This window comes from Butyricicoccus porcorum (assembly GCF_051246315.1).
GTDB lineage: Bacteria > Bacillota > Clostridia > Oscillospirales > Butyricicoccaceae > Butyricicoccus_A > Butyricicoccus_A porcorum.
The window spans coordinates 784,375-810,164 of sequence record NZ_CP178353.1; the positions used below are offsets into that span (position 1 = coordinate 784,375).

General features: G+C 55.9%; 24 protein-coding genes. 12 read left to right on the forward strand and 12 right to left on the reverse strand.

Going from position 1 to position 25,790, the window contains the following annotated elements; genetic code table 11:
- Positions 1-29 precede the first annotated feature (29 nt).
- The 5 genes from ACLM7Z_RS03805 to hrcA form a co-directional block, all read right to left on the reverse strand.
- A complete protein-coding gene (locus tag ACLM7Z_RS03805) occupies positions 30-1,865 on the reverse strand; it encodes a CvpA family protein (protein WP_133058239.1) in 1,836 nt (611 codons plus the stop codon).
- Positions 1,866-2,015: 150 nt separating this feature from the next.
- Positions 2,016-3,170 (reverse strand): molecular chaperone DnaJ, encoded by a 1,155-nt coding sequence (gene dnaJ, locus ACLM7Z_RS03810; RefSeq protein WP_087016901.1) that lies wholly within the window; start codon positions 3,168-3,170, stop codon positions 2,016-2,018.
- A 164-nt stretch (positions 3,171-3,334) separates the two neighbouring features.
- Complete coding sequence (gene dnaK / locus ACLM7Z_RS03815) at positions 3,335-5,185, reverse strand: molecular chaperone DnaK (protein WP_087016902.1); 1,851 nt, start codon at positions 5,183-5,185, stop codon at positions 3,335-3,337.
- Between the two features lie 44 nt (positions 5,186-5,229).
- Positions 5,230-5,826 (reverse strand): nucleotide exchange factor GrpE, encoded by a 597-nt coding sequence (gene grpE / locus ACLM7Z_RS03820; RefSeq protein WP_087016904.1) that lies wholly within the window; start codon positions 5,824-5,826, stop codon positions 5,230-5,232.
- A 37-nt stretch (positions 5,827-5,863) separates the two neighbouring features.
- Positions 5,864-6,904, reverse strand: coding sequence for a heat-inducible transcriptional repressor HrcA (gene hrcA, locus ACLM7Z_RS03825; protein WP_165760998.1), 1,041 nt, complete (start codon positions 6,902-6,904; stop codon positions 5,864-5,866).
- Between the two features lie 483 nt (positions 6,905-7,387).
- Between hrcA and lepA the strand changes: the two genes are divergently transcribed.
- The 5 genes from lepA (at position 7,388) to ACLM7Z_RS03850 (ending at position 12,887) form a co-directional block, all read left to right on the forward strand.
- Positions 7,388-9,199, forward strand: coding sequence for a translation elongation factor 4 (gene lepA / locus ACLM7Z_RS03830; RefSeq protein WP_087016908.1), 1,812 nt, complete (start codon positions 7,388-7,390; stop codon positions 9,197-9,199).
- Positions 9,189-10,310 carry a radical SAM family heme chaperone HemW gene (gene hemW, locus ACLM7Z_RS03835; RefSeq protein ID WP_435645605.1) on the forward strand — a complete coding sequence of 374 codons (1,122 nt, stop codon included), beginning with the start codon at positions 9,189-9,191 and terminating at the stop codon, positions 10,308-10,310. Before lepA ends, hemW begins: the two co-directional genes overlap by 11 nt.
- A 12-nt stretch (positions 10,311-10,322) precedes the next feature.
- Positions 10,323-10,595, forward strand: a complete 273-nt coding sequence (locus tag ACLM7Z_RS03840; RefSeq protein ID WP_435645606.1) for an ACT domain-containing protein — start codon at positions 10,323-10,325, stop codon at positions 10,593-10,595.
- Between the two features lie 14 nt (positions 10,596-10,609).
- A complete protein-coding gene (locus ACLM7Z_RS03845; protein WP_087016914.1) occupies positions 10,610-11,968 on the forward strand; it encodes a PFL family protein in 1,359 nt (452 codons plus the stop codon).
- Positions 11,969-12,527: 559 nt separating this feature from the next.
- Positions 12,528-12,887, forward strand: a complete 360-nt coding sequence (locus tag ACLM7Z_RS03850; protein WP_273350350.1) for a helix-turn-helix transcriptional regulator — start codon at positions 12,528-12,530, stop codon at positions 12,885-12,887.
- 40 nt (positions 12,888-12,927) lie between these two features.
- On the opposite strand, the gene ACLM7Z_RS03855 is transcribed toward ACLM7Z_RS03850, so the two are convergent.
- Genes ACLM7Z_RS03855 through ACLM7Z_RS03865 form a run of 3 tightly spaced genes read right to left on the reverse strand, consistent with a single transcriptional unit; the run spans position 12,928 to position 16,788 of the window.
- Entirely contained in the window at positions 12,928-13,833 is a 906-nt protein-coding gene (locus ACLM7Z_RS03855) for an LCP family protein (protein WP_087016919.1), read from the reverse strand.
- Positions 13,830-14,843, reverse strand: coding sequence for a UDP-glucose 4-epimerase GalE (gene galE, locus ACLM7Z_RS03860; RefSeq protein ID WP_087016921.1), 1,014 nt, complete (start codon positions 14,841-14,843; stop codon positions 13,830-13,832). The genes ACLM7Z_RS03855 and galE overlap by 4 nt, the downstream gene beginning before the upstream one ends.
- Positions 14,844-14,850: 7 nt before the next feature.
- Entirely contained in the window at positions 14,851-16,788 is a 1,938-nt protein-coding gene (locus tag ACLM7Z_RS03865) for a nucleoside-diphosphate sugar epimerase/dehydratase (protein ID WP_273350348.1), read from the reverse strand.
- A gap of 229 nt (positions 16,789-17,017) precedes the next feature.
- On the opposite strand from ACLM7Z_RS03865, the gene ACLM7Z_RS03870 reads away from it, so the two are divergent.
- From ACLM7Z_RS03870 to ACLM7Z_RS03895, 6 genes are all read left to right on the forward strand, one after another.
- Positions 17,018-17,761 (forward strand): tyrosine-protein phosphatase, encoded by a 744-nt coding sequence (locus ACLM7Z_RS03870; protein WP_087016923.1) that lies wholly within the window; start codon positions 17,018-17,020, stop codon positions 17,759-17,761.
- A gap of 190 nt (positions 17,762-17,951) precedes the next feature.
- Positions 17,952-18,986: a sugar ABC transporter substrate-binding protein gene (locus ACLM7Z_RS03875; protein WP_435645607.1), complete on the forward strand. Its 1,035-nt coding sequence runs from the start codon at positions 17,952-17,954 to the stop codon at positions 18,984-18,986.
- Positions 18,987-19,233: 247 nt separating this feature from the next.
- Positions 19,234-20,280 (forward strand): YARHG domain-containing protein, encoded by a 1,047-nt coding sequence (locus ACLM7Z_RS03880; RefSeq protein WP_087016927.1) that lies wholly within the window; start codon positions 19,234-19,236, stop codon positions 20,278-20,280.
- A gap of 18 nt (positions 20,281-20,298) precedes the next feature.
- Positions 20,299-21,327 carry a hypothetical protein gene (locus ACLM7Z_RS03885; RefSeq protein WP_087016929.1) on the forward strand — a complete coding sequence of 343 codons (1,029 nt, stop codon included), beginning with the start codon at positions 20,299-20,301 and terminating at the stop codon, positions 21,325-21,327.
- Positions 21,328-21,347: 20 nt separating this feature from the next.
- Entirely contained in the window at positions 21,348-22,124 is a 777-nt protein-coding gene (locus tag ACLM7Z_RS03890; protein WP_087016930.1) for a hypothetical protein, read from the forward strand.
- Positions 22,121-22,834 (forward strand): hypothetical protein, encoded by a 714-nt coding sequence (locus tag ACLM7Z_RS03895; protein WP_087016932.1) that lies wholly within the window; start codon positions 22,121-22,123, stop codon positions 22,832-22,834. Before ACLM7Z_RS03890 ends, ACLM7Z_RS03895 begins: the two co-directional genes overlap by 4 nt.
- A gap of 253 nt (positions 22,835-23,087) precedes the next feature.
- Here the strand turns inward: ACLM7Z_RS03895 and ACLM7Z_RS03900 are convergent, their stop codons facing one another.
- The 4 genes from ACLM7Z_RS03900 to ACLM7Z_RS03915 all read right to left on the reverse strand — a co-directional run bounded on the left by ACLM7Z_RS03900 (position 23,088) and on the right by ACLM7Z_RS03915 (position 25,021).
- On the reverse strand, positions 23,088-23,558 hold the full coding sequence (locus ACLM7Z_RS03900; protein WP_242969754.1) for a DUF6773 family protein: 471 nt from the start codon (positions 23,556-23,558) through the stop codon (positions 23,088-23,090).
- Complete coding sequence (locus ACLM7Z_RS03905) at positions 23,555-23,758, reverse strand: helix-turn-helix transcriptional regulator (RefSeq protein ID WP_087016933.1); 204 nt, start codon at positions 23,756-23,758, stop codon at positions 23,555-23,557. The genes ACLM7Z_RS03900 and ACLM7Z_RS03905 overlap by 4 nt, the downstream gene beginning before the upstream one ends.
- A 166-nt stretch (positions 23,759-23,924) precedes the next feature.
- Positions 23,925-24,140, reverse strand: a complete 216-nt coding sequence (locus ACLM7Z_RS03910) for a DUF3006 family protein (RefSeq protein ID WP_087016935.1) — start codon at positions 24,138-24,140, stop codon at positions 23,925-23,927.
- On the reverse strand, positions 24,137-25,021 hold the full coding sequence (locus tag ACLM7Z_RS03915) for a ComEC/Rec2 family competence protein (RefSeq protein WP_087016937.1): 885 nt from the start codon (positions 25,019-25,021) through the stop codon (positions 24,137-24,139). The genes ACLM7Z_RS03910 and ACLM7Z_RS03915 overlap by 4 nt, the downstream gene beginning before the upstream one ends.
- 223 nt (positions 25,022-25,244) lie before the next feature.
- On the opposite strand from ACLM7Z_RS03915, the gene ACLM7Z_RS03920 reads away from it, so the two are divergent.
- On the forward strand, positions 25,245-25,730 hold the full coding sequence (locus ACLM7Z_RS03920) for a helix-turn-helix domain-containing protein (protein WP_087016939.1): 486 nt from the start codon (positions 25,245-25,247) through the stop codon (positions 25,728-25,730).
- The last annotated feature ends 60 nt before the right edge of the window (positions 25,731-25,790 follow it).

A 25,790-nucleotide genomic window follows, 5' to 3' on the forward strand; every position in this document is an offset into this window, starting at 1 on the left:
CGCTCCATTCTCTGCTTTTTTCGCGTCTGTTATGCCTCCGGCTGTGCTTCGCCTGCGGTTTCGTCCGGCTCGGCGGAACTCTCTTCTTCCGGGTCGGGCTGTGCGGCCTCGGACGCTGTCGCACCCTTCAGCCCTGCCTTTTGCAGCTGCTTGCCCTCGTCTGCCGTTTCAACATTCAGTGTAACGGTATCGCCCGTACCCAGCAGGACAGCCTGCTCGTTGTCCGCCGCGCTGAGGATATAATACACATCCCCACCCTGCAAGCGGATATAATAATATGTCGTGCCGCTGATAACCGCGGTGCGGACATCGTCAATCACGCCGGTCATTTCCTCCGTTGCGGACTGTGTAACCTCTGCGCCATTGCTCTCCAACAGCTTGCGGTAATTCGCCTGACAGTCCTTGATGGTGGAACCGGTGGCGACAATCTGATACTGTGCCATGTTGACCATGCCGTACTGCTTGACCAGTCCCGCATTGTCCTTGAGCGCGACGGTATACGTCGGCTGGCCTTCGATCATCAGCAGAATCGGGAAGGTCGCGTCATAATTGAGGTGCTGTACGACGCCCTCTGCGCTCTCCATTGCGGAAAATTCCTCCGCGCCTGCGATTTCATAAAATTCCGTTTCGCGCGTGCGCAAATTGGTAAAGATAAAGCCGATATTGGATTCATCGCTCACAACCGAAGTCACGCCGGTGTAAATATACAGGTCATTGCCCTTCGGGATGTAGTTATAACCCTCTGTCGTGCGCACAACGCCCTTCTGACCGACCACCGAGTTGATCCAGCCGTTCTGATAGCTGCCATACCAGTCATACTGCTGCATGATAATTTGCGGGCTGTATACGTTGTCAATCCAGTCGGGGATATCGCCCCGTTCATAGCGCGTGCATTCACCCGTCACCGGGTCGACCGTAATGACACCCTTGACATCCGTTCCGCTGAACAGCATGATTTTATGCTCCAGCACCGGGTAAACCCAATATGGATTGCCCGATTCATCCAGCTCAAAATGCGGGTCGCCCAGCATGTCACATGGATAGTTGAACCGGACATGCCGCAGCAGGTTGTCATTGAAATATGCCTGCTGGGAATATTTGATGCCCTTGCCGTCTTCCAGCCGGACAATTTTGGTATTCTGTGTTTTCATATCGACGGTAATATAGGCCGGAATGCCGGTGCTGCGGTTCATAAACCATTTGACAAAGCCGACATAATCCAGCGGCTGGACGCGCACCGGCGCACCCGCAACCGTCACCTGATAGGTATCATACAGCTCGAACTGCGAGACCTCATCGACCAGATTACCGAGCGCACGGTTTGCCAGACGCGATGCGCTGTCCTTGTCCAGCAGCGGCACATTGTCAATCGTCGGCGTATATTCCTCGATTTGCTTCTGTTCAATCGAATCCTGCATCAGCGATGCATACTGATGTGACTGCAAAATCGGGCTGGACAGCAGGGCCAGCGCAAAAAAGGCCACAACGCCAACGCCGATCACTGCCGTGCACACCCGGCGCAGGTTGGACGCAAACGAACCCCTACACAGCGCACTGGTCAGCACCATCAGGATAAGCAGGTTTTCCCCTGCGAACGCCCAGAAGCCTGTGCTCTGAATATTGATCGCAGGCAGCGAGACATAGAACTGCACCAGCAACTGGAGGACAAACAGCACGGCTGTCAGCACAATGCGGCTGGCTTTGGTCTTCTCCTGCGGTTTTTTGTGATTCTTCTTTTTGTCGCGGAACTGGCGGAGCTGTTCCTTCCAGTTTTTCTTTGGCGGCTGATTCCCAAACGGGCCCTGCCCAAACGGATTTTCCCCAAACGGGCTTTGTTGCCCAAAGAAATCGTTGTTGTTCATCATGTTTCCTCCCTCTCTCCCCGGGGAATGTTCCTCCGGGTAAGTTTACCCCTATGGTACTATATTTGGACAAACAAGTCAATTTTGTGTAGGAAAAAGCGGGGGTTCGCCGCGCGAAAAAGCCGCCCGTCGTGGGCGGCTTTTGCTGTGTCATCAGTCCTTTTTGCCGAACAGATCCTTCATCTTGTCGCGGAACGACTTGCGGCCCGGATGGTTCTGCGGCGTATCGCTGTCCTCCAGCTCACGCAGCAGTTCCTTTTGTTTGTCGTTCAGGTTCTTCGGTATCTCGAGCGTGACCTTGACATACTGGTCGCCGCGGCCGCGCCCGTTGACCATCTGGATGCCCTTGCCGCGCATGCGGAAGACGGTACCCGGCTGGGTGCCTGCCGGCATGCTGTATTCCACCTTGCCGTCAATCGTCGGAACAATCAGCTTTTCACCGAGGCATGCCTGTGCATACGAAATCGGAACCTCACACCATACGTCATACCCATCGCGCTGGAACAGCGGATGCGGACGAATGGATACGGTGACAATGACATCGCCTGCCGGGCCGCCGTTGGTGCCTGCGCCGCCCTGACCGCGCAGTGCGACACTCTGACCGTCATCGATGCCCGCCGGGATGGAGACCTTCAGCGTGCGCGAACGGCGCTCCGTACCGGTACCGTGGCACTTCTTACACGGCTTCTTGATGATCTTGCCCGTGCCGCGGCAGTTGGAGCACGGCGAAGAGCTGGAGAATGCGCCGAACGGCGTTCTCTGGGTCTGCTGTACCGTGCCGGTGCCGTGACAGGTCGGACAGGTTTCCGGAGTATAGCCCTTTTCCGCGCCCGTGCCGCCGCATTCGGTGCACTTCTCGACGCGGTCAATCGTGATTTCCTTTTCACAGCCGAATACCGCTTCCTCAAAGCTCAGTACGACAGATCGGCGGATGGACTCACCCTGACGCGGTGCATTCGCGCGGCTCTGGCGCGAAGAACCACCGAAACCGCCGCCGAAAAAGCTGCCGAAAATGTCGCCGAGGTCGACGTCTTCAAAGCCGCCGAAGCCGCCTGCGCCCTGTCCTGCGCCATAGTTCGGATCGACACCCGCGAAACCAAACTGGTCGTAACGCGCGCGCTTCTCCTTGTCGGAGAGGATTTCATATGCCTCTCCGGCTTCCTTGAACTTGTCTGCGGCTTCCGGGTTATCTTTATTCAGATCGGGGTGATATTTTTTTGCCAGCTTGCGGTACGCCTTTTTGATCTCGTCATCGGTCGCACCCTTGCTGACGCCAAGCACCTCGTAATAGTCTCTTTTATCAGCCATATGCTATGACCCTCCTGCAAATGTAAGGGGCGAACCGGGATGAACCGTGTCGCCGGAATAAATGAGGTTATCTTGCGGCTGCCGGAATGCACATGTTTTTCTCATCCGAACAGCCGACAAGGCAGGTTGAATCCCAACCTGCCTGCCGTCTTGTTTCTATTGGATTACTTGTCGTCAGAAACATCCTTGAAATCTGCATCATAATATTGCTCGCCGTTTGCACCGGTCTGTGCACCGCCCTGTGCGCCGCCTGCAAAGTCGTTCGGGTCAGCACCCTGCGGATTTGCCTGCTGGTACATCTTTGCGGAGATTTCCTGGAACTTGCCCATCAGGCTGTCAGATGCTGCCTTGATCGCATCGGTGTCGGTGCCCTTGAGTGCATCCTTGACCTTGGTGATCTCAGCCTCAACAGCGGACTTATCCGCCGCGTCGACCTTATCGCCCAGCTCGCTCAGCGTGTTCTCGCACTGGAAGACCAGCTGCTCCGCATTGTTGCGGATTTCAACCTGCTCCTTGCGCTTCTTATCCTCTTCTGCGAACTTCTCCGCTTCCTCAACTGCCTTGTTGATCTCGTCATCCGACAGGTTGGTCGATGCGGTGATGGTGATCTTCTGCTCCTTGCCGGTGCCCAGATCCTTTGCGGATACGTTTACGATGCCGTTTGCATCGATGTCGAACGTAACCTCGATCTGCGGCACGCCGCGGCGTGCCGGAGCAATGCCATCCAGATTGAAGCGGCCAAGGGTCTTGTTGTCAGCTGCCATCTCACGCTCGCCCTGGAGGACATGAATCTCAACGGACGGCTGGTTGTCAGCTGCGGTGGAGAAGATCTGGCTCTTCTTGGTCGGGATGGTGGTGTTGCGGTCGATCAGCTTGGTGCATACGCCGCCAAGGGTCTCAATGCCGAGGGACAGCGGGGTGACATCCAGCAGCAGGACGTCCTTGACATCGCCGCCGAGTACGCCGCCCTGAATAGCTGCGCCAACTGCGACACATTCATCCGGGTTGATGCCCTTGAATGCATCCTTGCCGGTGATCTTCTTAACGGCTTCCTGAACCGCCGGGATACGGGTGGAACCGCCGACCAGCAGGATCTTGGACAGGTCGCCAGCGGACAGGCCTGCGTCGCTCATTGCCTGGTTAACCGGGCCCATGGTTGCTTCAACAAGGTCATGGGTCAGTTCATTGAACTTTGCGCGGGACAGTGTCAGCTCCAGATGCTTCGGGCCGGTTGCGTCCGCGGTGATATACGGCTGGGAAATGGTGGTGGTTGCGACACCGGACAGCTCGATCTTTGCCTTCTCAGCAGCTTCCTTCAGGCGCTGCATTGCCATCTTGTCGCCGCGCAGGTCGATGCCGTTGGATTTCTGGAACTCAGAAGCCATCCAGTCGATGATGCGCTGGTCGAAGTCATCGCCGCCGAGGTGGTTGTTGCCTGCGGTTGCCAGAACTTCCAGAACGCCGTCGCCGATTTCCAGAATGGAGACATCGAACGTACCGCCGCCGAGGTCATAGACCATGATCTTCTGCTCCGATTCCTTATCTACACCGTAAGCCAGTGCAGCTGCGGTCGGCTCGTTGATGATACGCTTGACGTCCAGGCCTGCAATTCTGCCTGCGTCCTTGGTTGCCTGACGCTGTGCGTCAGTGAAGTATGCCGGAACCGTGATAACTGCCTCGGTAACCGGAGAGCCGATGTAGGCTTCCGCATCCGCCTTCAGCTTTTGCAGGATCATTGCAGAAACTTCCTGCGGGGAATACTTCTTGTCGTCGATGGCAACACGGTAATCCGAGCCCATGTGACGCTTGATGGAAATGATGGTGCGGTCTGCATTGGTGACAGCCTGGTTCTTTGCGGTCTGGCCGACAATGCGCTCGCCCTGCTTATTGAATGCTACGACAGACGGGGTGGTTCTTGCACCTTCGCTGTTCGGGATGACGACAGCCTCGCCGCCTTCCATGACAGCGACACAAGAGTTTGTAGTACCTAAGTCAATGCCGATAATCTTGCCCATGATAAGTTCCTCCTATTTAGAAAAGATGTTATTTTACAAAGAATTCAGTTTGCGACCTTGACCATCGCCGTGCGGATGATCTTGTCGCCGTGACGGAAGCCCTTCTGGAAGCATTCTACAATGCTGTTCTCCTCGAGGTCTTCGTCTTCGATATGCATGACCGCGTTGTGTACGGTCGGATCGAATGCGGAGCCGGGCTCCGCGGTGATGATTTCGACGCCGAGCGATTCGAGCGCAGACTCAAACTGCCGTGCTGTCATTTCGACGCCCTTTTTATATTCGGTATCGGCGGTTTCCTGCGCCAGCGCACGCTCCAGATTGTCATAAATCGGAAGGATGGCGGACAGGGCCTTTCCGGTTGCCTCCGAGCGGATCATATCGCGTTCCTTTACGACGCGCTTGCGGAAGTTGTCGTATTCGGCAGCCATGCGCATATAGCGGTCATTCAGCTCATCAAACTGCTTTTGCAGTTTTTCCTCTGCGGTCAGCTCTTTTTTTTCTTCGGCCGATTCCGCCTCAGCAGCTCCGGCAGCCTTTTCCGCCTGCGCAGCCGCTGCGGTTTCCGCTTCCTGCTGAACGGTTTCCTGCTCTACGCTGTCTTTGGTTTCCATGTGTGGTCGTTCCTCCTCCATCGCCGCCATGCCGCGGCGGGGTAATCATATGCTATGCAACTGCATGCTAGTCTTCGTCGAAAAAGGTCTCGGCAATCAAACGATTGAGCCCTTTGGAGAACAGCGCCAGCCGTGCGGACAGCTTCGCGTAATCCATTCGGGTCGGGCCGACGATCCCGATCAGGCCGCGTCCGACTGAGCCGATGTTATAGGTCGCATAGACCATGCTCGCGTTCTGCATCGGTCCCTTGCCGTTTTCCGGCCCGATGGTGATGCGCACGCCGTCGATGTCGCGGGTAAACGCCCGCAGGGCAGGCATGTTGCTTTCATCCGAGATGAAATCCAGCAGCTCCTGTGCCTTGTGCACATCCCTATATTCCGGATATGCCAGCAGCTTGGAGGCACCCTGCAAAAATACCTTCTGTTCGCTCATCTCCTCGATGAACTCATTGAGAAATTCTGCAACCAGTGTCAGCAGTGCGGTGACACCTGCGGCGCGGCGGACGATGTCGAACCGTTCCGGCGTGATGGCATCGATCGGGATGCCGGTCAGCGTCTGGTTGAGCACATAAGTCAGCAGCTCCGCCTCATCCGCTGTCACCGGAGCCGCAGTGCGCAACATCTTGTTTTTGACAACGCCGCTGTCGGTGACGGCAACGATGACAAAATCCACCGGGCTGACTGAGATAATCTGGAATTTCCGGATGGTGACGCGCTGCATCACCGGCGTGACGGCGAGCGTCGTATAATCGGTCAGATTGGAAATCAGCTTGCCGGCCTCAGACACCATGCGGTCAAGCTCCTTGACCTTGAGCTTCATAACCGAATTGATGCGGTCGACGTCAGCGGCGGTCAGATTTGGCTGACCCATCAGCTCATCGACATACAGGCGATAGCCTGCGGGCGACGGAATGCGTCCGGCAGAGGTGTGCGGTTTTTCCAGATAGCCCATTTCCTCCAGCTCGCTCATCTCATTGCGGATGGTAGCGGAAGAAAATCCAAGCTCCGGACGGCTCGCAATCGCCTTGGAGCCAACCGGCTCTGCCGTGCGAATATAATCGCCGATGATTGTCTTTAAGATCAGTTTTTTTCGTGCGGACAGCTCCACGGTGTTCACCTCCTGATGATTCCGGGTGCTTTAGCACTGTCTTGCTTTGAGTGTTAGCACTCAACCTCTCTGAGTGCTAAATACAAGATACCACCCGTCCCCCGCAATGTCAAGGAAAAGCCGGGGAAATTCTGTGAATAATTTGTGAATGTTGAAAATTGCTGTAAAATTGACCGTTTGGGGCAGAATTTCCCGGCGGGATTTGGGCAGTTTTTCAAATCAGGTGTCTGTTCCCTGCGCGCGCCGGTTTCACGGCGCGAGCCAGACCCGCAGAAGGAGCCGCTTGGATTGCACGAACCGGTTCCGTCTCTCCTCTGTGCGCGTCGGCACTACTTTTTCCGTTGTTTTTATGCGCAATTTCCGTTGTCCAGCACGAAATGCTATGATATACTAGTATTTACGATAAAACGGCGGGCATACCTGCCGCCGTGAACGCCTGCCGCAGAGCAGCTTCTCCTGCTGTGCGGCGCAAAAGGAGCAATCATGAAAGACCAATCTCTCATCCGCAATTTTTCGATTGTGGCGCACATCGACCACGGCAAATCCACGCTGGCTGACCGCCTGCTGGAACAATGCCATACCGTTACCCAGCGCGAAATGGAAAGCCAGCTGCTGGACAATATGGATCTGGAACGTGAGCGCGGCATTACGATCAAAGCCCGTGCCGTGCGCATGGACTATGAAGCGCAGGACGGGAAAACATATCAGATGAACCTGATCGACACGCCCGGCCATGTCGACTTCAATTATGAGGTATCGCGCTCACTCGCTGCATGTGAAGGCGCTGTACTCGTCGTCGATGCCACGCAGGGCATTGAGGCACAGACACTCGCCAACACCTATCTCGCCATCGAGCACGGTCTGGAGGTTCTGCCGGTCGTCAATAAAATCGATCTGCCGTCCGCTGACCCGGCGCGCGCCAAGCATGAAATCGAGGATATCATCGGCATACCCGCAGAGGATGCGCCGGAGGTCTCTGCCAAAATGGGTATCAATATTGAAGAAGTGCTCGAACGCATTGTCAGCGATATCCCTGCGCCGGATGGCGATCCGGATGCACCGCTGCGCGCCCTCATCTTCGACAGCCAGTATGATACCTATCGCGGCGTCATTGTCTATGTCCGCGTTATGGAAGGCTGCATCAAGCCCGGCATGAAGGTTTCCATGATGGCGACCGGTGCACAGTTCCAGGTTGTCGAAGCCGGTTATATGCGCCCGCTGTCGCTCGAACCGTCCGCAGACGGCCTGTGTGCCGGTGAGGTCGGCTATTTTACCGCTTCCATTAAAAATGTATCTGATACGCGCGTCGGTGATACCGTCACCGGTACCGAAAACCGTGCCGCCGAGCCGCTGCCCGGCTACCGCAAGGTACAGCCGATGGTCTTTTCCGGTGTCTATCCGGCGGACAGCGCACGCTATCCCGATCTGCGCGACGCACTGGAAAAGCTCCAGTTAAATGATGCCTCTCTGACCTTCGAGCCGGAAAGCTCCATTGCCCTCGGCTTTGGCTTCCGCTGCGGCTTCCTCGGCCTGCTCCATATGGAGATCATTCAGGAACGCCTCGAACGCGAATATGATCTCGACCTCATCACCACCGCACCGAGCGTTATCTACAAAATCAAACGCACGGACGGCGAGGAGGAATATATCGACAACCCGCTCAATTATCCTGACCCGACTACGCTGGATTACGCTGAAGAGCCGTATGTCAAAGCGAGCATCATGACGCCGAGTGAATATGTCGGCAATATCATGGATCTGTGTCAGGAACGACGCGGCATTTATAAGGACATGCAGTACATCGACACCGACCGTGTCGAGCTGCATTATGAGCTGCCACTGGGTGAAATTATTTATGATTTCTTTGACGCACTCAAATCGCGTACGCGCGGCTATGCTTCGCTCGATTACGAGCTGATTGGCTACCGCAAGTCCGATCTGGTCAAGCTGGATGTCCTGCTCAACGGCGACCCGGTCGATGCGCTGTCATTCATTGTCCATACGGACAAAGCATATGGACGCGCACGTAAAATTGTCGAAAAGCTGAAGGATAATATCCCGCGTCAGCTGTTCGAAATCCCGGTTCAGGCCGCCATCGGCAACAAGATCATTGCGCGTGAAACCATCAAGGCAATGCGCAAGGATGTCCTTGCCAAGTGCTATGGCGGCGACATCACCCGAAAGAAAAAGCTGCTGGAAAAGCAGAAGGAAGGCAAAAAGCGTATGCGTGCCCTCGGTTCCGTCCAGGTGCCGCAGGAAGCCTTTATGGCGGTGCTTAAGCTGGATGAAGAATAAGCTGGGTATCTATATCCATGTGCCGTTCTGCGCGGCAAAATGTGCCTACTGTGATTTCTATTCCGTTGCGGGACAGCCGCAGCAGTGGGATGCCTATGTGCACCGCCTGCTGGCGCAGCTCGTCCAGGCCGCGCCGGACTGTACCGATTATACCATCGATACAATTTACTTCGGCGGCGGCACGCCCAGCCTGCTGGGCGGTGCGCGCATCGCGCGCACGCTGGACGAGCTGCGGCGGCGGTATGCTGTCGAGCCAAATGCGGAAATCACCGTCGAAGCCAATCCGGACTCCATGACAGACGAATTTCTGTCAATCTCGCGCGAAGCAGGTGTAACCCGCCTGTCGATGGGCATTCAGTCGGCGCACGACGAAGAGCTGCGCGCCCTTGGGCGTATCCATACATTCGCTCAGGCACAGGATGCCTTTTTCCGTGCCCGGCGTGCGGGCTTTGATAACCTCAGTGTCGATCTGATGTATGCTCTGCCGGGACAGACTGTCCCACAGCTGGAACAGTCGATTGACGCGCTGCTCGCACTGGAGCCGGAACACCTGTCGTGCTACGGGCTGACTGTCGAGCCGCACACGCCGCTTGGACAACAGAATCCCATCCTGCCGGAGGAAGACACACAGGCAGATATGTATCTGCTGCTATGTGAAAAAATGGCACAGGCAGGCTTTGAACACTACGAAATTTCCAATTTTGCGCGCGAAAGCCACTTCCGCAGCCGCCACAACAGCCGGTATTGGGCACAGTCGCCCTATCTCGGCTTCGGCCCCGGTGCACACGCCGATTTCGGCGGACAACGCATCGAATGGCCGCGTGACCTCAGCACATGGCTGGCAGGGACTGCCCGCCCGGTCATAGAAGACGAGCACATTGACCGCGCACTGGAATATATCATGCTCTCCCTCCGCACCTCGGACGGCTGGGATGCAGCATACTACCGCGCCACATTCGGACGCGATCCCACCCCTATTGAGCAGGCATTTTCCGTCCTGCCACCAACCCATATCAGTCATACAGGAAGCCACTGGCATCTCACTGACGCCGGATTCCTGATTTCCAATCCCATTATTCTCGCCGCGCTCGACGCGGCTGAAACGCACTAGGAGGAAACAAACATGCGTGCAATGTTAACCGTAGCAGGTAAGGACCGTACCGGCGTCATCGCCCGGATTTCCAACACCCTGAGCAGTCATTCCATCAACATCGTTGATGTCCGTCAGAACATCATGGGCGGCGACCTGTTCGCCATGATTATGCTCGTCGAGCTGGAAAACTGTGATATCAGCTTCCCGGCACTGACCGCACAGCTGGAAGCGGACGGCGTAGATCTGGGCATGAAGGTGCACCTGATGCATGAGGATATCTTCAACGCCATGCACCGCATCTGAGAGGAGTCCGCATTATGATTAACAGCTTTGACATCATGGAAACCATCAAGATGATCGAGGATGAGCATCTGGATATCCGTACCATTACCATGGGTATCTCCCTGCTCGACTGTATCTCCGATGACATCAATGCGGTTTCCGACAAAATCTATGAGAAGATTACACGCAAGGCGGAAAATCTTGTCAAAACCGGCGAGCAGATTGAAGCTGAGCTTGGCATTCCGATTATCCACAAGCGCATTTCTGTCACCCCGATTTCCATGATCGGTGCGGCGACTGATGCAACCTCATATGTCCCGCTGGCACAGGCACTCAACCGCGCGGCAGAGACCTGTGGTGTCAACTTTGTCGGCGGCTTTTCTGCCCTCGTTCAGAAGGGCTTTGCCAAGGGCGATGAAATTCTGATCCGCTCTATTCCGGAAGCACTGGCTACGACCGATCTGGTATGCTCTTCGGTCAATGTCGCATCCACCAAAGCAGGCATCAACCTTGACGCTGTCCGCATGATGGGTGAGGTCATCCGTGAGACCGCCGAACTGACCGCCGATCAGCAGTGCATCGGCGCAGGCAAGCTGGTTGTCTTTGCCAATGCCGTTGAGGACAATCCGTTCATGGCAGGTGCATTTCACGGTGTCGGTGAAGCGGACTGTGTGCTGAATATCGGTGTATCCGGCCCGGGCGTTGTTCATTCGGCCATCCGCCGTGCAGGTGACTGTTCGATTAACGAAGTCGCAGATATCATCAAAAAGACTGCATTCAAGATCACCCGTATGGGTCAGCTGGTTGGTTCGATTGCATCCGAACGCCTCGGCGTACCGTTTGGCATTGTCGATCTGTCGCTCGCACCGACCCCGGCAGTTGGCGACTCAGTCGCACGCATTCTGGAGGAAGTCGGCCTGGAATGCTGCGGCACACATGGTACAACGGCAATTCTCGCCATGCTGAATGACGCGGTCAAGAAGGGCGGCGTCATGGCCTCCGCTTCGGTCGGCGGTCTGTCCGGTGCATTTATCCCGGTTTCGGAAGACGAGGGCATGATTCATGCCGTACAGGAAGGTGCGCTGCATCTGGACAAGCTGGAAGCCATGACTGCGGTCTGCTCGGTCGGTCTGGATATGATCGCCATTCCGGGTGACACTCCGGCAGAAACCATCTCCGCTATTATCGCGGATGAAGCTGCCATCGGTGTTGTCAACTGCAAGACCACGGCTGTCCGTGTCATCCCGGCCATCGGTCACAAGGTGGGCGACGAGCTTGAATTCGGCGGTCTGCTGGGTTCGGCTCCGGTTATGGATGTCCATCCGTTCTCCTCTGCGAAGTTCATCCACCGCGGCGGACGTATCCCCGCGCCGATGCATTCGCTCAAGAACTGACCGATATGAAACGGGTCAAACAGCTCTGGCGGCGGTTCCGCACATGGTATGCCGCCGGCATGTTCGGCATGACCGCTCTGCTCGGGCTGCTCGGACGAAAAAAGTAAAAAATACAGGCGCACGGCTGCGGAAATCTTCTGCCCGTGCGCCTGCTTGACAATTGGTCAAAAACATTGTATTCTGTAAACAGAAAAACGAGGCACACCGACAGACGGTTCGCCCTCCGTGACTGAGTTTAAGTAACCCGCCTTATTGGGAGATCAGGCGGGTTACTTTTTTATAATCTGGATGACCAGACTGACAATGCCGATGAGTACCATTGTATACGCAAACAGCGCTTCGTATGTAACCATCAGGGCAGCGCATTCCCTGTGTCCGATAAAAACTACAGTCCTTTTTCGCATTTCATCACCATTGTTTCTTCACGTACTCTAACAGCAAATTTTTTCAGTATAATGTTTCTGTTTTAGAAACAACATTATTATATAGTTTCTGATTTCAAAACTCAAGTGCAGTAAGATGATTATGAAATGAAAACTTCTTTTGGAGGACTGTACCTATGTTTGACTTTGGTCTGCGCATACGCGAATTGCGTGAACAGCATCACCTGTCCCAGGAAGAACTGGGGCTCCGCGTGGGACGCAGCAAATCAGTCATCAGCAGCTATGAAAACAACATCAAACTGCCTCCGCTCGATGTGCTGACGGATATGGCTCTCGTCTTTCATGTATCACTTGATTATCTCGTCGGTATTGATAAAGAAGAAATGCTGTCTATCCGGGCGTTGTCTGAACAGCAAAAGAAAATCCTGCGCACACTGGTTGCAGAATTTCAGGACACCTCTCCCAAATACGCAGGTCTGTCTGACCGGCAAATTTTCCTGCTGGATTCCCTGCTAAAGGAATTTGCAACACCATAACACAAAACAGCCTGTACCATGCGATGTACAGGCTGTTGTTTTATTCAATTGCAAGAAAGTCCCGGATTTCCTCTCCGGCCTTCTGTGTGTCATACACATAGAACCATGCGCCGCCGATGGTCTGCCCTTCCGCCTGCGTCTGTTCTGACGGTACAGCATGCTGCCGAATCTCTGTCTCCTCCGGCGTGAGCTGCGCGAGCAGCGCAAGCAGCTGTGCCTGTGACAGGTTGGTTGTACACTGCTCCAGCAGCTGATCTATCAGCTGCGGATACTGCGCGCTGTCCAGACCGCGCACCCGGTCGAGCAGGCTCTGCAATACCTCGCGCTGGCGCGAGGTGCGCACATCGTCGTTGTCCAGATAACGAATGCGGCTGTATGCCACCGCCTGTTCGCCGTTCAGCTGAACATCTTTCCCGCTTTCCAACCCTTCGCCGTGTTTGCCCATATATTCCAGCTCACCGTCCGACAGATCGACCTCTACGCCGCCCAGCTGGTCGACGATATCCGCCATGCCGGAAAAATTCACCGCAATATAGCTGCCCACATTCAGTCCGAAATTTTCATTGATGGTTTGCAGGGCAAGCTCCCCGCCGCCATACGCATATGCCGCATTCAGCTTGCATTTGCCATGTCCTTCGATATCAACACGCGTGTCACGCGCAATGGAACACAGACGGATGCGGTTGTTGTGGCTGTCAATGGATGCCAGCATGATTGCGTCCGAGCGGCCACTTTCGCCCTCCGCTGTATCGATGCCGAACAGCGCGACACAATCGAATGGGTCAAGCGGTTCGGCTTCACTGCTTGTCTGATTGTTCACCATATTTTTCATGGTGTCATCCGATTGTACGCCGCCGAAAAAGAAGTGATATGCTCCGAACAGAATGCCCGCAAGCGCAGCAGCCAGCGCAATGATATAGAGGACAATTCCTTTTTTTCCGATCATTCCGCTTCCTCTCGCTGGTGGCAGATAAAGTTCCAGCTGTCACGGCACATATCTGCCAGAGTCGCTTTCGCGGTAAAGCCGAGCACTTCCTTTGCTTTTTTGGTATCTGCCCAGCATTCCGCGATATCACCCGGACGGCGTGGCGTAATGACATACGGCAGTTCCTGTCCGCACGCTTCGGAAAAGGCATGAATCAGCTCGAGTACCGAGCTGCCATGGCCTGTGCCGAGATTGATAATATCTGTACCCGTGCGCCCGAAGGCATATTCCAGCGCGAGCACATGTCCATGCGCCAGATCACAGACATGGATATAATCGCGCACGCCTGTGCCGTCCGGCGTATCGTAATCATCGCCGAACACATTGATGCGCGGCAGCTCGCCTGTGGCAACCTTTGCGACAAACGGCATCAGGTTGTTCGGAATGCCATTCGGATTTTCCCCGATCAGTCCGCTCGGATGTGCACCGACCGGATTGAAATAGCGCAGCAGCAGCACGCTCATGTCCGGCTGTGCCGCCGCGATATCCGACAGGATGCGCTCCTGTGCCACTTTGGTATAGCCATATGGATTGGTTGCCGAAGTCGGCATGCTCTCGTCAAACGGCACGGGATTGTTTTCGCCGTATACCGTCGCAGAGGACGAAAAGACAATCACCGGACAGCCAGCTTCCTGCATCGCAGTGAGCAGATTCAGCGTGCCGGTCAGGTTGTTGGAATAATAGCGCAGCGGCTGTGCCACCGATTCGCCGACTGCCTTGAGCCCGGCAAAATGAATGACGCCATCGATGTGATGTGCGCGAAAAATCGCGCGCATGCCGTCCAGATCAAGCAAATCCGTCTGATAAAACGCCGGCGTTTTGCCGGTGATGCGCGCGATGCGGTCGACGACATCGCGCTTGGAATTGATTAAATTATCTGCAATAACCACCTGATAGCCCGCTTCGAGCAGCTGTACACATACATGGCTGCCGATATAGCCGGTGCCGCCGGTGACAAGAATTGTTTTCATATTTGTTTTATCCCTCCGCCATTGCTGCCTGCTGCGTTTGCAGCTCCATTTGTTCGATTGCCTCACGGTTGACCTCTTCCGCGCTGTGATAGGTCTGCACACAGGCATGCAATGCCCGGCGCACCTCATCGGCACTGCCGGAATCCGCAGCCTGCTTCAATTGCTCAAGCATGCGCCCCATCACATGCGGCGAAATTTCCTCCTGCCGTTCGATAAAGATTTTCTGGTTTTCGGTCTTGCTCAGTTCTTCGCTCTTCATCAGCAGCTCTTCATACAGCTTTTCGCCCGGACGCAAACCGATTTCCACGATATCAATATCGCTGTACGGGATATACCCGGACAGCCGGATCAGTTTTTCCGCGAGATCCAGAATCCTGACCGGCTCACCCATGTCGAGTACATAGACCTCGCCGCCATGTGCCATTGCCCCGGCCTCCAGCACGAGCTGTGCCGCTTCGGGAATGGTCATAAAATACCGGATAATGCGCTTATCTGTAATCGTGACCGGGCCGCCCGCGGCAATCTGCCGCCGGAACAGCGGCACAACCGAACCATTGGAGCCGAGCACATTGCCGAAACGCACTGCCGCAAATTCCGTGCGTGAAATCCCCTTGCGGCTTTGCATCAGCTGCTCACACATGCGCTTGGTCGCGCCCATGACATTGGTTGGATTCACTGCCTTGTCGGTCGAAATCAACACGAATTTTTCCACGCTGAATGTCTCACAGGCACAAATGGTATTCCATGTGCCGAAGACATTGTTTTTGACCGCTTCGGTCGGGCTTTCCTCCATCAGCGGCACATGCTTGTGTGCTGCGGCATGAAATACCACCTGTGGGCGGTGCATGGAGAACACCTGATACAGCCGCCTGCGGTCACGCACTGATGCAATTTCCACCCGAAGGTCGAGCGCATCACCATACCGGCGCACCAGCTCCTGCTGGACATCATATGCGCCGTTTTCATAGATATCCAGAATAACCAGCCGACTGGGCTGACAGCGGGCAATCTGGCGGCACAGCTCGGAACCGATGGAACCGCCGCCGCCTGTGACCATAACAGTCTTGCCCTGTAAGAATGTCTTTGTGCGCGCGGAATCCAGCTGAACCGGCGCGCGGCCAAGCAGATCCTCAATGCGTACCTCACGCATGGAGGTGCGCAGCGGGGAGGCATTGTTCGGATGCTCCAGCAGATCCAGCCGGTCAGGCAATACACTGACATGACAGCTGGTCTGGGTACAAATCCCCAGAATTTCGCGGCGGCGTTCCGCCGATACAGTCGGCATAGCCACCACCAACTCGGACACCGGCAGATTGCCAATGCGCTCCGGCAATGCGCTGATTGGGCCATAGACCGGCAAGCCGTGAATGCGCGTGCCGATTTTTTCCGGATCGTCGTCAAAGAAGCAGTGCGGCTGATACCGTCCCTCCGGGCTCCGCCGCATCTCGCGCAGCAGGGATATCCCCGCATCCCCCGCGCCGATGATACCGGTATACACGCCGCCCCTCGGCGTATGCCGTGTGACAAGCTCCCGATACCGACGGTACAGCATGCGCACCGCAAGCATCACGAGCAGGGAAAATGCCGCCGCCGTGCAGACAAACATACGGGACAGCCGCTGCCCGAAGACATACATCGACAACAGGTTGAGCAATGTACCGCCCGCCATGCCGACGAGCAGGGTCAGGTATTCCCGTGTCTCCGCATAGCGCCACAGGGTATCATAGGTGCGCATCAGCAGCTGGAACAGCAGGATGCACACGCTCATCTGCACAAGCCCCGGCCAGAGATTGTTCCAGTCGGTCGAGCCGGTACCGTTGGTATCCGGTGTCAGGCGGAAAATAACCATGCTGACTGCCAGCAAAATGCAGACATCAAGCAGCAGCACCAGCTGCTGCCGCCACCGATGTCTTCCTGTTTTCTGTTTATCCCCCATTGATTTCATTGTCCTGTCTCATCCCCTCATTCTATTACAAATTTGCATATACAGACATTCTTCTATCATATTAACCCGCTTTTTCCTCACTGTCAATCGACAGTTTTGCATACAGCACACAGTATATCGCTTTTTCTGTATGATTTCGGCAAAGATATCGCCCAAAACAGCCGCACGCCTGCCATTCTGTGGTATACTATACGTACTCTGTATCATTTGGAAAAGGAGATATGTCGACATGATCGACCTGCACTGCCATATCCTGCCGGGCGTAGATGACGGCGCACAGACACCGGAACAGGCACTGGACATGGCGCGGCTCGCCGTGGATGCGGGTGTGGCAACCATCGCCGCCACACCGCACACCAACATCGCCCGCATGTTTGAAAATTACGCCTCAGACGAGTTGGACGCACGCTTTACAGCGCTGCGCACCCTGCTGAAGCAGCAAAATATCCCGCTGGAAATTGTCACCGGTGCGGAAATTTATTTTGACGGCGATGTGGCCGACATGCTGCGGCGCGGCACCGTGCCGACGCTGGGCGGCACACGGTATCCATTGGTGGAATTTTCGTTTCACGACCGCCCGTCCCGCGTGCTGGACGGGCTGGAATCGCTGCTGGATGCGGGCTATACGCCGATCATTGCCCATCCCGAACGCTACCGGTTTGTGCAGCGCGACCCCGGCGGGCTGCTGCCTGTCTTCGCGGACATGGGCTGTGTCCTGCAAATCAACCGGGGCAGTCCACTCGGACGGTTCGGCGAAGGTGCTCTGCGCGTATCCCGCCGGATGCTGGAGATCGGGCTGGTGCATCTGGTTGCAAGCGATGCACACAGCGACACAGCGCGCACGCCATGGCTGGCGGATATCCGCGCATTTCTGCGCGATACCTATGGCGACGGCTGCCCGGAGCTGCTGCTCGAGCGCAATCCCGCGCATATCCTGCGCGATGAACCGGTCGAGTCGGTGTTTGATTCTTAATCCGGCCCGAACGCCGCCGCTGAACAAAAGCTCCTTCCGTTTTCCCGGCAAAGCATCGAATCCGCCACCCTCCCGGAGGGGGAGCCCGGTACAAAACCGGATTCTTTTTTTGTACACAAATGCAGTTGCCGACAGATAGGCAGAAATGATATAATGATTTACCCTACACGCGCGAAAGGAGGGCATCCGCATGAAAAACATACGCAAATTTTGTCTGGTCGGGCTGCTGACCCTGTGCTCGCTGCTGTGCTGTGCATGCGGGGGCGGCTCCGCAAAACGCGACCACACGGAAGACCCCACCGACACCGGTTCCGGTGCCGCGACTCAGCCGTCTGTACTGGATATGCCGTATATCGGAATCCTGCTCAAGTCGCTGGACAATCCGTATTTCGATCTCATCAAGGCAGGTGCGGAGGATGAGGCGGATGCGCTCGGTGTCGAAGTGATGGTCTTTTCCCCCGATGACGAGGATGACACAGACGATCAGGCGGATATGCTGCTGACCATGGCGAACATGGCAGTAGACGTCATCGCCATTGCGCCGATTGATGAGTCTGCGCTGGCAGACGGGCTTGCGCGCGCCGAAAAAAACGGCAAAATCATTCTGTCCGTCGACACCGCACTGGACTACGACGGCTGCGCCTGCTATATCGGCACGGACAATTACAACGCCGCCTATCAGCAGGGACAATATGCGGCCGGACTGGTCGATGAAGGTGCCTGCGCCGTCATCCTGCGCGGGCAGGCAGAGGACAAGGCACACACCCTGCGCGAATACGGACTGGAAGACGCACTGCATGACGGCGGCGTACAGGTACTGGATACGAAGATCTGCAACTCCTCTGAGAAAGAAGCAGAGCAAGCCATGGCGGAACTGCTCGAGACACAGCAAACACTTCATCTGGTGTGCACCACCTCGGACAGCATGGCGGTCGGCGCACAGCGCGCCATTGCACAGGCCGGACGCAGTGACAGCATTCATATTGTCTCGTTCGACGGCATGCAGGAAGTTTCCGAGCTGGTTCGCGTGGGAGAAATCGACGCGGTATTCGCACAGGATGCCTATGAAATTGGACGGGAATGCGTCCGCACTGCCGTCAGGCTGTATCAGGGCGAGGAAGTGCCGGAAACCATTCACACCGATGTGGAGCTGATTACACAGGGCAATGCACAGGAGCATATGGACGAGGTCAACCGCCGCCTGCGCCACAAAAAGACAAAATGATAACAATCCGGTAAATTTTCTGTGAATATGCGCTCAAACGGGCAAAACCAGCCTGTTTGGGCGTTTTTTGTGCCTGTCTTGTTCCCGTCTGCTATTGACACACAGGATTTTTTTCCGTATAGTGAGAAGCGTAAACTGTCGCAGTTTGTCGCGGCGCGCCGACTGTCGGCGCGCCGCTCCACTCCATTTTCTGTTTGCCCTGTCCCCTGCACAGACGTATTGGGACGGGCAGGGGGTACTTATTTCTATGAAGCAATTTTTTCAAGTTGTGCGCGGCATTCTGCTCGCACTGGTGGTATTTGAGGCGCTCATCTGGCTGGGCACGAAACTCAGCATTCTGGGCGTTCTGGTCGGATCATTCCCCGTCCCGACCGCCGCAGTTGTGCTGCTGTTGTGCCTGTATCTGACGTTCATCCGCAAGGGGAAAAAAGCCTCTGCCGCACCCATTGACCGGAAGGAATACCTCGTCACCATCGCACCCGGCGCCTATGGGCGCATCGGCGGTGCATTCGACAAAACCAAATACGGCAAGCTGGAACGCCTGCCCGGCGGCTGGCTGGAGGGCGTGCGCACCTACCGCGCAGAGGACGGCTCCCTGCTGTTCACTGTGCGCCAGCATCAAAAGCTGCTGCTGCCGAAACGCCTGATTGCGGCTGCCCTTGTAGCGGTCATCCTGCTCGGCCCGCTGTCCGCGCTGTCCTATGTCAATGCGGCAAACCGCAGCATCGGCACGCTGCTCGCCGGTGTCGGGCTGACGGTACATCCGAACGGTATGTCCTATCTCGATGTCAAACCGGTCGAGCTGCCGCAGCTGCTGTCCGGTGAAGCAAACCACCCGTCGGACACGAACACGGAGCCGGAAGCTACAAACCTGGAAGATGAGCCGGCAACTGCCACGCCGGCTGACAGCACGCAGACCACGGAACCTGACACACAGGAAGAAACCTCCTCCGGCGGCATCGGTGATACCATCAGCAGCTGGGCAGGCGGTGTCAGTGACTGGTTTTCCGGCCTGTTCGGCGGCAATTATATTTTGCCGTCCCACCGCCGCATACTGACTGACAGCGATGTAGCAGGCATGGACGCTGCACAAATCCAGCGCGCCATCAATGAAATGTATGCCCGCCACGGCTACGATCTGTCCAACTCGGTCGATGCGGCCTATTTCGCCGAACAAAGCTGGTACAAGCCCGACCCGGACAAATCACAGGATGAAGTCCGCGCGGAATTCAATGACACAGAAAACACAAACCTGGACTTCCTGATTTCCTGCCGCAGCAGACTCAGGTCATAACAAAGGGGTTAAAATCATATGAGTAAGATTATTGTGACCGCCGTCGGCGTCAGCGGCAGCGGCAAGAGCAATGCCTATGGCGCAATCATGGAGCTGCTCAAGGTGCGCCGCCGTGACAGCTATTATCTCACCGCCTGCGGCGCGACGCCGGAGGAGCGCATCCGCAATTCCGGCATCATCAACCGTTATGCGGACATCAATCAGGGCTTTGTCAGCACCGGTACCATGATTACCACGGAATTCCCGTTTGCATTCGGCGGACATTTCCGCCCGGATGTACCCACCTATCCGCTGCTGGATATGCCGCTGATCGACTATCCGGGCGGCGTGCTCAAAACCATGCTGGGCAAAGGCTCGGAGGAATCCAGCCGTCTGCTGCACCGCATTATGGATACCGATGTGCTGCTGCTGTTTGCAGATGCGAATATCCTGTCGGAAGAAGGCGGCGTAGAGCCCGCCCGCCAGAAAATTGCACTGGAAATCAACACAATTTTTGAAATCCTGAGCACGGAGCGCGACACCGCCTTTGTCAGCAAGCCGCGCACCGTCCTGCTCCTGCTGACCAAATGCGATTCCGGTTTAATCCCGCAGGAGCTCAAGGACAACCATTTCCACGGTCTGGTCAACCGCGCATTACAGGTCTTCGACCCGACCGTGCGTTTCTGCATCAACCAGCCGGGCTGGAAAATCGCCGTTGTCCCCACTTCGACCTGCGGCGACGGCAATTCCAACTCCTGGCGCGACGAAGGCGGCATCTATCACTCCGAAATGACCGCACCGCCGCAGCCCTATGGCTTCGATCTTGCGATTTTATACGGCGTCATGAATGAGCTGGAAAACCGTGTGCGCCTCGGCTATGATGACAGCGAAGAGATCCCGGAACAAGTAGAGCGCAAGCCCGGCTTTGTCTCCGGTTTCCAGTGGCGGCATATTTTACAGCGCCTTGCCGGACAGGAAAATGAACAGATTTCCCTGTATCGCCAGTATGCCGGCAACCTGCATTCCATTCTCGACCCGCTCTGCGGATCGCAGATCATCGAAGTCTGACAGACAAAGGAGGTGACACCATGAAACCGGAACTCTTTTTATTCAGCCGCACGCCCGAAGCGGATTACCGCTATCTGGTTCCGCTCCCGCCGCAAAAATCCGATGCCGTCGGCGCGTTTTTACAGCAGCGCCTCGCCGACATGCAGCGCGGACAGGCAGACGGCACGGTACATTTTTTCCTCAGCGACACCGATGCCGTGCTGGTGCGCGCGGTTGACAGCGGCACCCGTGATCTGTATGCGCGCCCCATCCTGTCGCTCGAAGGGCTGTACTGCCCCGCGGCAGATGTGCGCCCGTTCTGGCTGTGCCTGCCGCACCTTGTCCCCGGTTTCTGGTCTGCCTCTTCCATCTATGCCCTGATTGTCCGGGACGGCAAGACCGTCCCGCTGCCGCCCGCGCGGCTGATGGATGCCTGTGCACAATACAGCCCGAAAAATCCGCATACAAAAGCGATGCAGCGCGCCATTTTTGCCGCAGATGCACCGGTTTCGTTCACCTTTGATGCGGACGGACTGCATTTCTCCGAACAGCCCCCCACACAGGGACGCACACGCTGGCATCCGCAGGAACCGCGCCGCTGTGACATCCGCCTGACGCTCGACCGCAAAACAAAAGCCGCCCGGCTGGAAGCGGTCAGCCGCGGCAATATGCCGTATCCCATTGCCTGCAGCGCGGACATTGCGCGCGAGGCAGACGGCTGGAGCTTTTCCGCACTGGAAGCCGCTGCCGCCGCACTGGAAGCCGAGCTGGACAAACACGGCTGGCAGTATGCACCGGACAAAGGAGGCAACCCATGACGCTGACCGGTTTCCCGTTTGCACTTGACCCCGCAGACAAACACCGTCTGCTCACTCTGGAGGAGCACGAAGGGCTGTGCTGTCTGCTCGACCGCGCGCGGCATTATGGCGGCGCGGGAGATATCGCCTTTCTCTGTATGTCCACCTGTTCCCTGCTCGTGCGCTTTGCGCCGGAGAAAACCGGCACATGGACAGTGTGCGGCTATGCCTTCCAGAAGGCACAGGAGCCGTGGGTATGGGCCTATCTGCCCTCTCTGCCTGGCACACTGCTCGCCCCGCCGTCCGGCAAGCTGCTGTTCCACGCGGAACGTGCAGACACGGCAGATGTCTGGCTGGAACGGCATGACCCGTCGCTGTCACACGGTGCGCGGCAGCTCGCACGCGACACGGCCCGGCAGATGCATCCGCATTCCGTCGGCTTTACCCATCTCGACCCGGCTGTGTACGCCGACGACGGCATTCACTGGTATGCGCTTGAGCCGTCCAAATCGGCGGAGGAACATACCATCCTGCTGCCGCAGCCGCCCGCCAGAGAACCGGAGCCCGCTGACAGCATGCCTGCGGATGAAATTCGCATTGTCCCGCCGCGCATCACCAAAACCTGGCGCGTCGTGCGCGGAGAGGAAAAATATAAGCTCGGCGCAGTGGACGAAACCTCCGACTGGTATGTATTCGCCGACCGCATGCGCAGCGCGATGACAGACACGTGACGATAGAAAAATGTACCGACCTCCAATCGTTAGATTTTTTGATCTAACTTTTTGAAGTCGGTACATTTTTTTCAGGCGCTATCTGAAAACCAACAAAATGACGAATATTTCGCAAAGGGCGAGACTGGTTCAAGGCAAAAGTTCGCCGGAATCCCTTCGGATTTCAAGTGTTTTTCACGAAGAAGCAGTCTGTACTTGCAGCATAGTCAAAATTTTCGACTTTTCAGATACGCCCTATTCTATCATATCGGGTCTATTCGTCGTCGTCACAGTCCATGTTTTCCAGATTCTGCTGTCGCTTTTTTGTCAGCCGCGCGGAGACCGTCAGCGCGACAAGGCACAGCGCAAAGGTGAACAGCCCGGTACCGACTGCCAGCACAATGCTGACGCCCCAAAATTCCCCGCCGGTGTTGCGCAATATCATGCCGAACACAAAGACAGCAATCGCCAGACCGCCGACAGCGCTCGCAGCCACATTGGTTTTGAGATCCGGCTTCAGATAGCGATCCCAAATGCCGCGGCGGATGCATGCAACTGCCATGCCGAGCGCCAGCACCATAAAGATCATCCATTCGCCTGCGATCTGCGACCACGGCGCGCCCATCAGCGACTGGATCACCAGCGCCGCCAGCAGTGCCCAGAAGCAGAACCACACGCCGATATGTTCTATGTGCAGCAGCTCCTGCTCCTGCCGTTCATCCAGATTGTTTTTCATGCGTTTCATTGCGAATCCTCCTCCCAGAACAGATCATCCAGTGTTTTTCCCAGCGCGTGGCAGATATCCAGGCACAGGCGCAGGGATGGGTTGAATTTGCCCGCTTCAATCATGCTGATTGTCTGCCGCGTCACGCCGACGCGCTTCGCCAGCGCCTCCTGCGACAGGTCCTTTTCCACACGGGCCAGTTTCATATTCCGGTTCTTCATGGCGCACCCCGCCAACGGCTTGCTGCATCGTTCATGGCAGTCCCTCCTTCGCTGTATGCTTTCTGTCTTCCGTATCTGTATCATACAATATATACGACGATATGTCAATTATATTTTACAAATTATAAAATAAAATTGACACACTCGTCGGTGTGTCAATTTAAAATCACGTTTTTTTCTTTTTCAGCATACGGTCGAGCCGCGCCTGCATGCGCGCGCGGCGCGCCTCTGCTTCCGCGCGGTCAATCGCCACAATCACGCCATCCGCAATCTCGACGACATCACCGTCGCACAGGCCGTCGACAGCGGCAAATTCCTGCATGCCGTCATCCGTTTCCACAACGGCAATGCCGTTTTCAATCCGGTCAACCGTTCCCCTCATGATGCAACACCCACCTCACCATTTGCCATGGTCAACACGACCGAACCGTGTTTTGCGGTTTCAAAAATTTCCGTTCCGATGGGCTCCAGCCGTTCAAACACTTCCTCATCCGGCAAGCCGTAGGAATTGCCCTTTTCATAGGAAATGACTGCAAATTCCGGGGAAACTGCTTCGAGAAATTCTGCACTGGAAGCAGTGCGCGAGCCGTGATGTGCAACCTTGAGCACATTGCAGTCGAGCAGAGAGAGAGTATTTTTTATCATATCCTGTTCGACGCGCGTCGTCGTATCACCCGTAAACAGGGCGCTGCACCCGCTTGCATCCAGCCGCAGGACAAGCGACCAGGTATTCGGGTCATTTCCATAGGTATCCCGGCTGTTCGGCCCGGGTGCAAGCACCGTGAATACACCGCCGGATTCGCCCAGCGGAATGGTATCGCCGATATCCGGAAATTCCGGCTCAATGCCTTCTTCATCGATGGCATCGAGCAGCTTTTCATAAATGCGCGTGTCCATCGCTTCATCCGACAGATACACCGATTTGACATCAAATGCCTCGAAAACATCCACCAGGCCGCCGATATGGTCTTCATGCGGATGAGTGGCAATCACTGCGTCCAGATCCGCAATTCCATGGCGGCTCAGGTAATCGACAACCGCATCCCCGGCGGACTGTTTGCCGCCGTCAATCAGCACGGCACTGTCACCGCTGACAATCAGCGATGCATCGCCCTGTCCGACGTCAATAAAATGAATGGTGGTTTCTGTCCCTGTGTCCGCAACGGTGTCCGGCGCAGCAGATGGCAGAAACTGCTTGCTGAGCATAATTGCCGCGATCAGGAAGACGGCAAGCACCAGCGTCAGATTGGATCTCTTTTTCATATCTTATCCTCCCATACTGTTATTTTAAGTATACCAGTATGCAATCATGGATGCAAACAAACTTCACAAAAAATTTCACTCTTTTACAGAAAGTGTATGATTTCAGGCACATTTGTAACCGCAGAACGCGTGCGCAACGCCCGGTTGCGCATTTGACAGGTGGAAACGGTAGATTGCCCCCGCCGGATATGATACAATCAGGGCAGCAAAGGAGGGATTCCCCATGACATTCGGACAAAATCTTCAAACGCTGCGCCGACAGAACGGCCTGTCCCAGCAGCAGCTGGCGGAACAGCTCGGCGTATCGCGGCAGGCGGTTTCCAAATGGGAACTGGATGCGGCAAAGCCGGATATTGACAATGTCATTCAGATCAGCCGGCTGTTCGATGTTTCCATCGACGAATTGCTGACCGGTGAACCGTTCCGGAATGCGCGCAGTTTTCCACAGCCTGTGGAAGCAACCAGTGGAAAACGAACCCGGCTGATTGTGGGCGCTGTGCTCGTCCTCGCGGGCGTGGTGTGTCTGATCCTCGCAGGGTTCGCAGCCGTCTGGATGCGGAGTATCGACATGCAAACCGGCTCCTGGTATACCGATGTGACGGAATACCTCTGGCATTTCCCGGTCATAGCGGTTATCGCGGTCGCTGCTGTCTGCCTGCTGACGGGAATCTTCCTGCTTATCCTGCCAAATCGGCAAAACAGAAAATAATCCTTGCTGCCATATGGCAAGCGTGCTGTCATTGACAAAAACCTACAGAACAGGTACAAT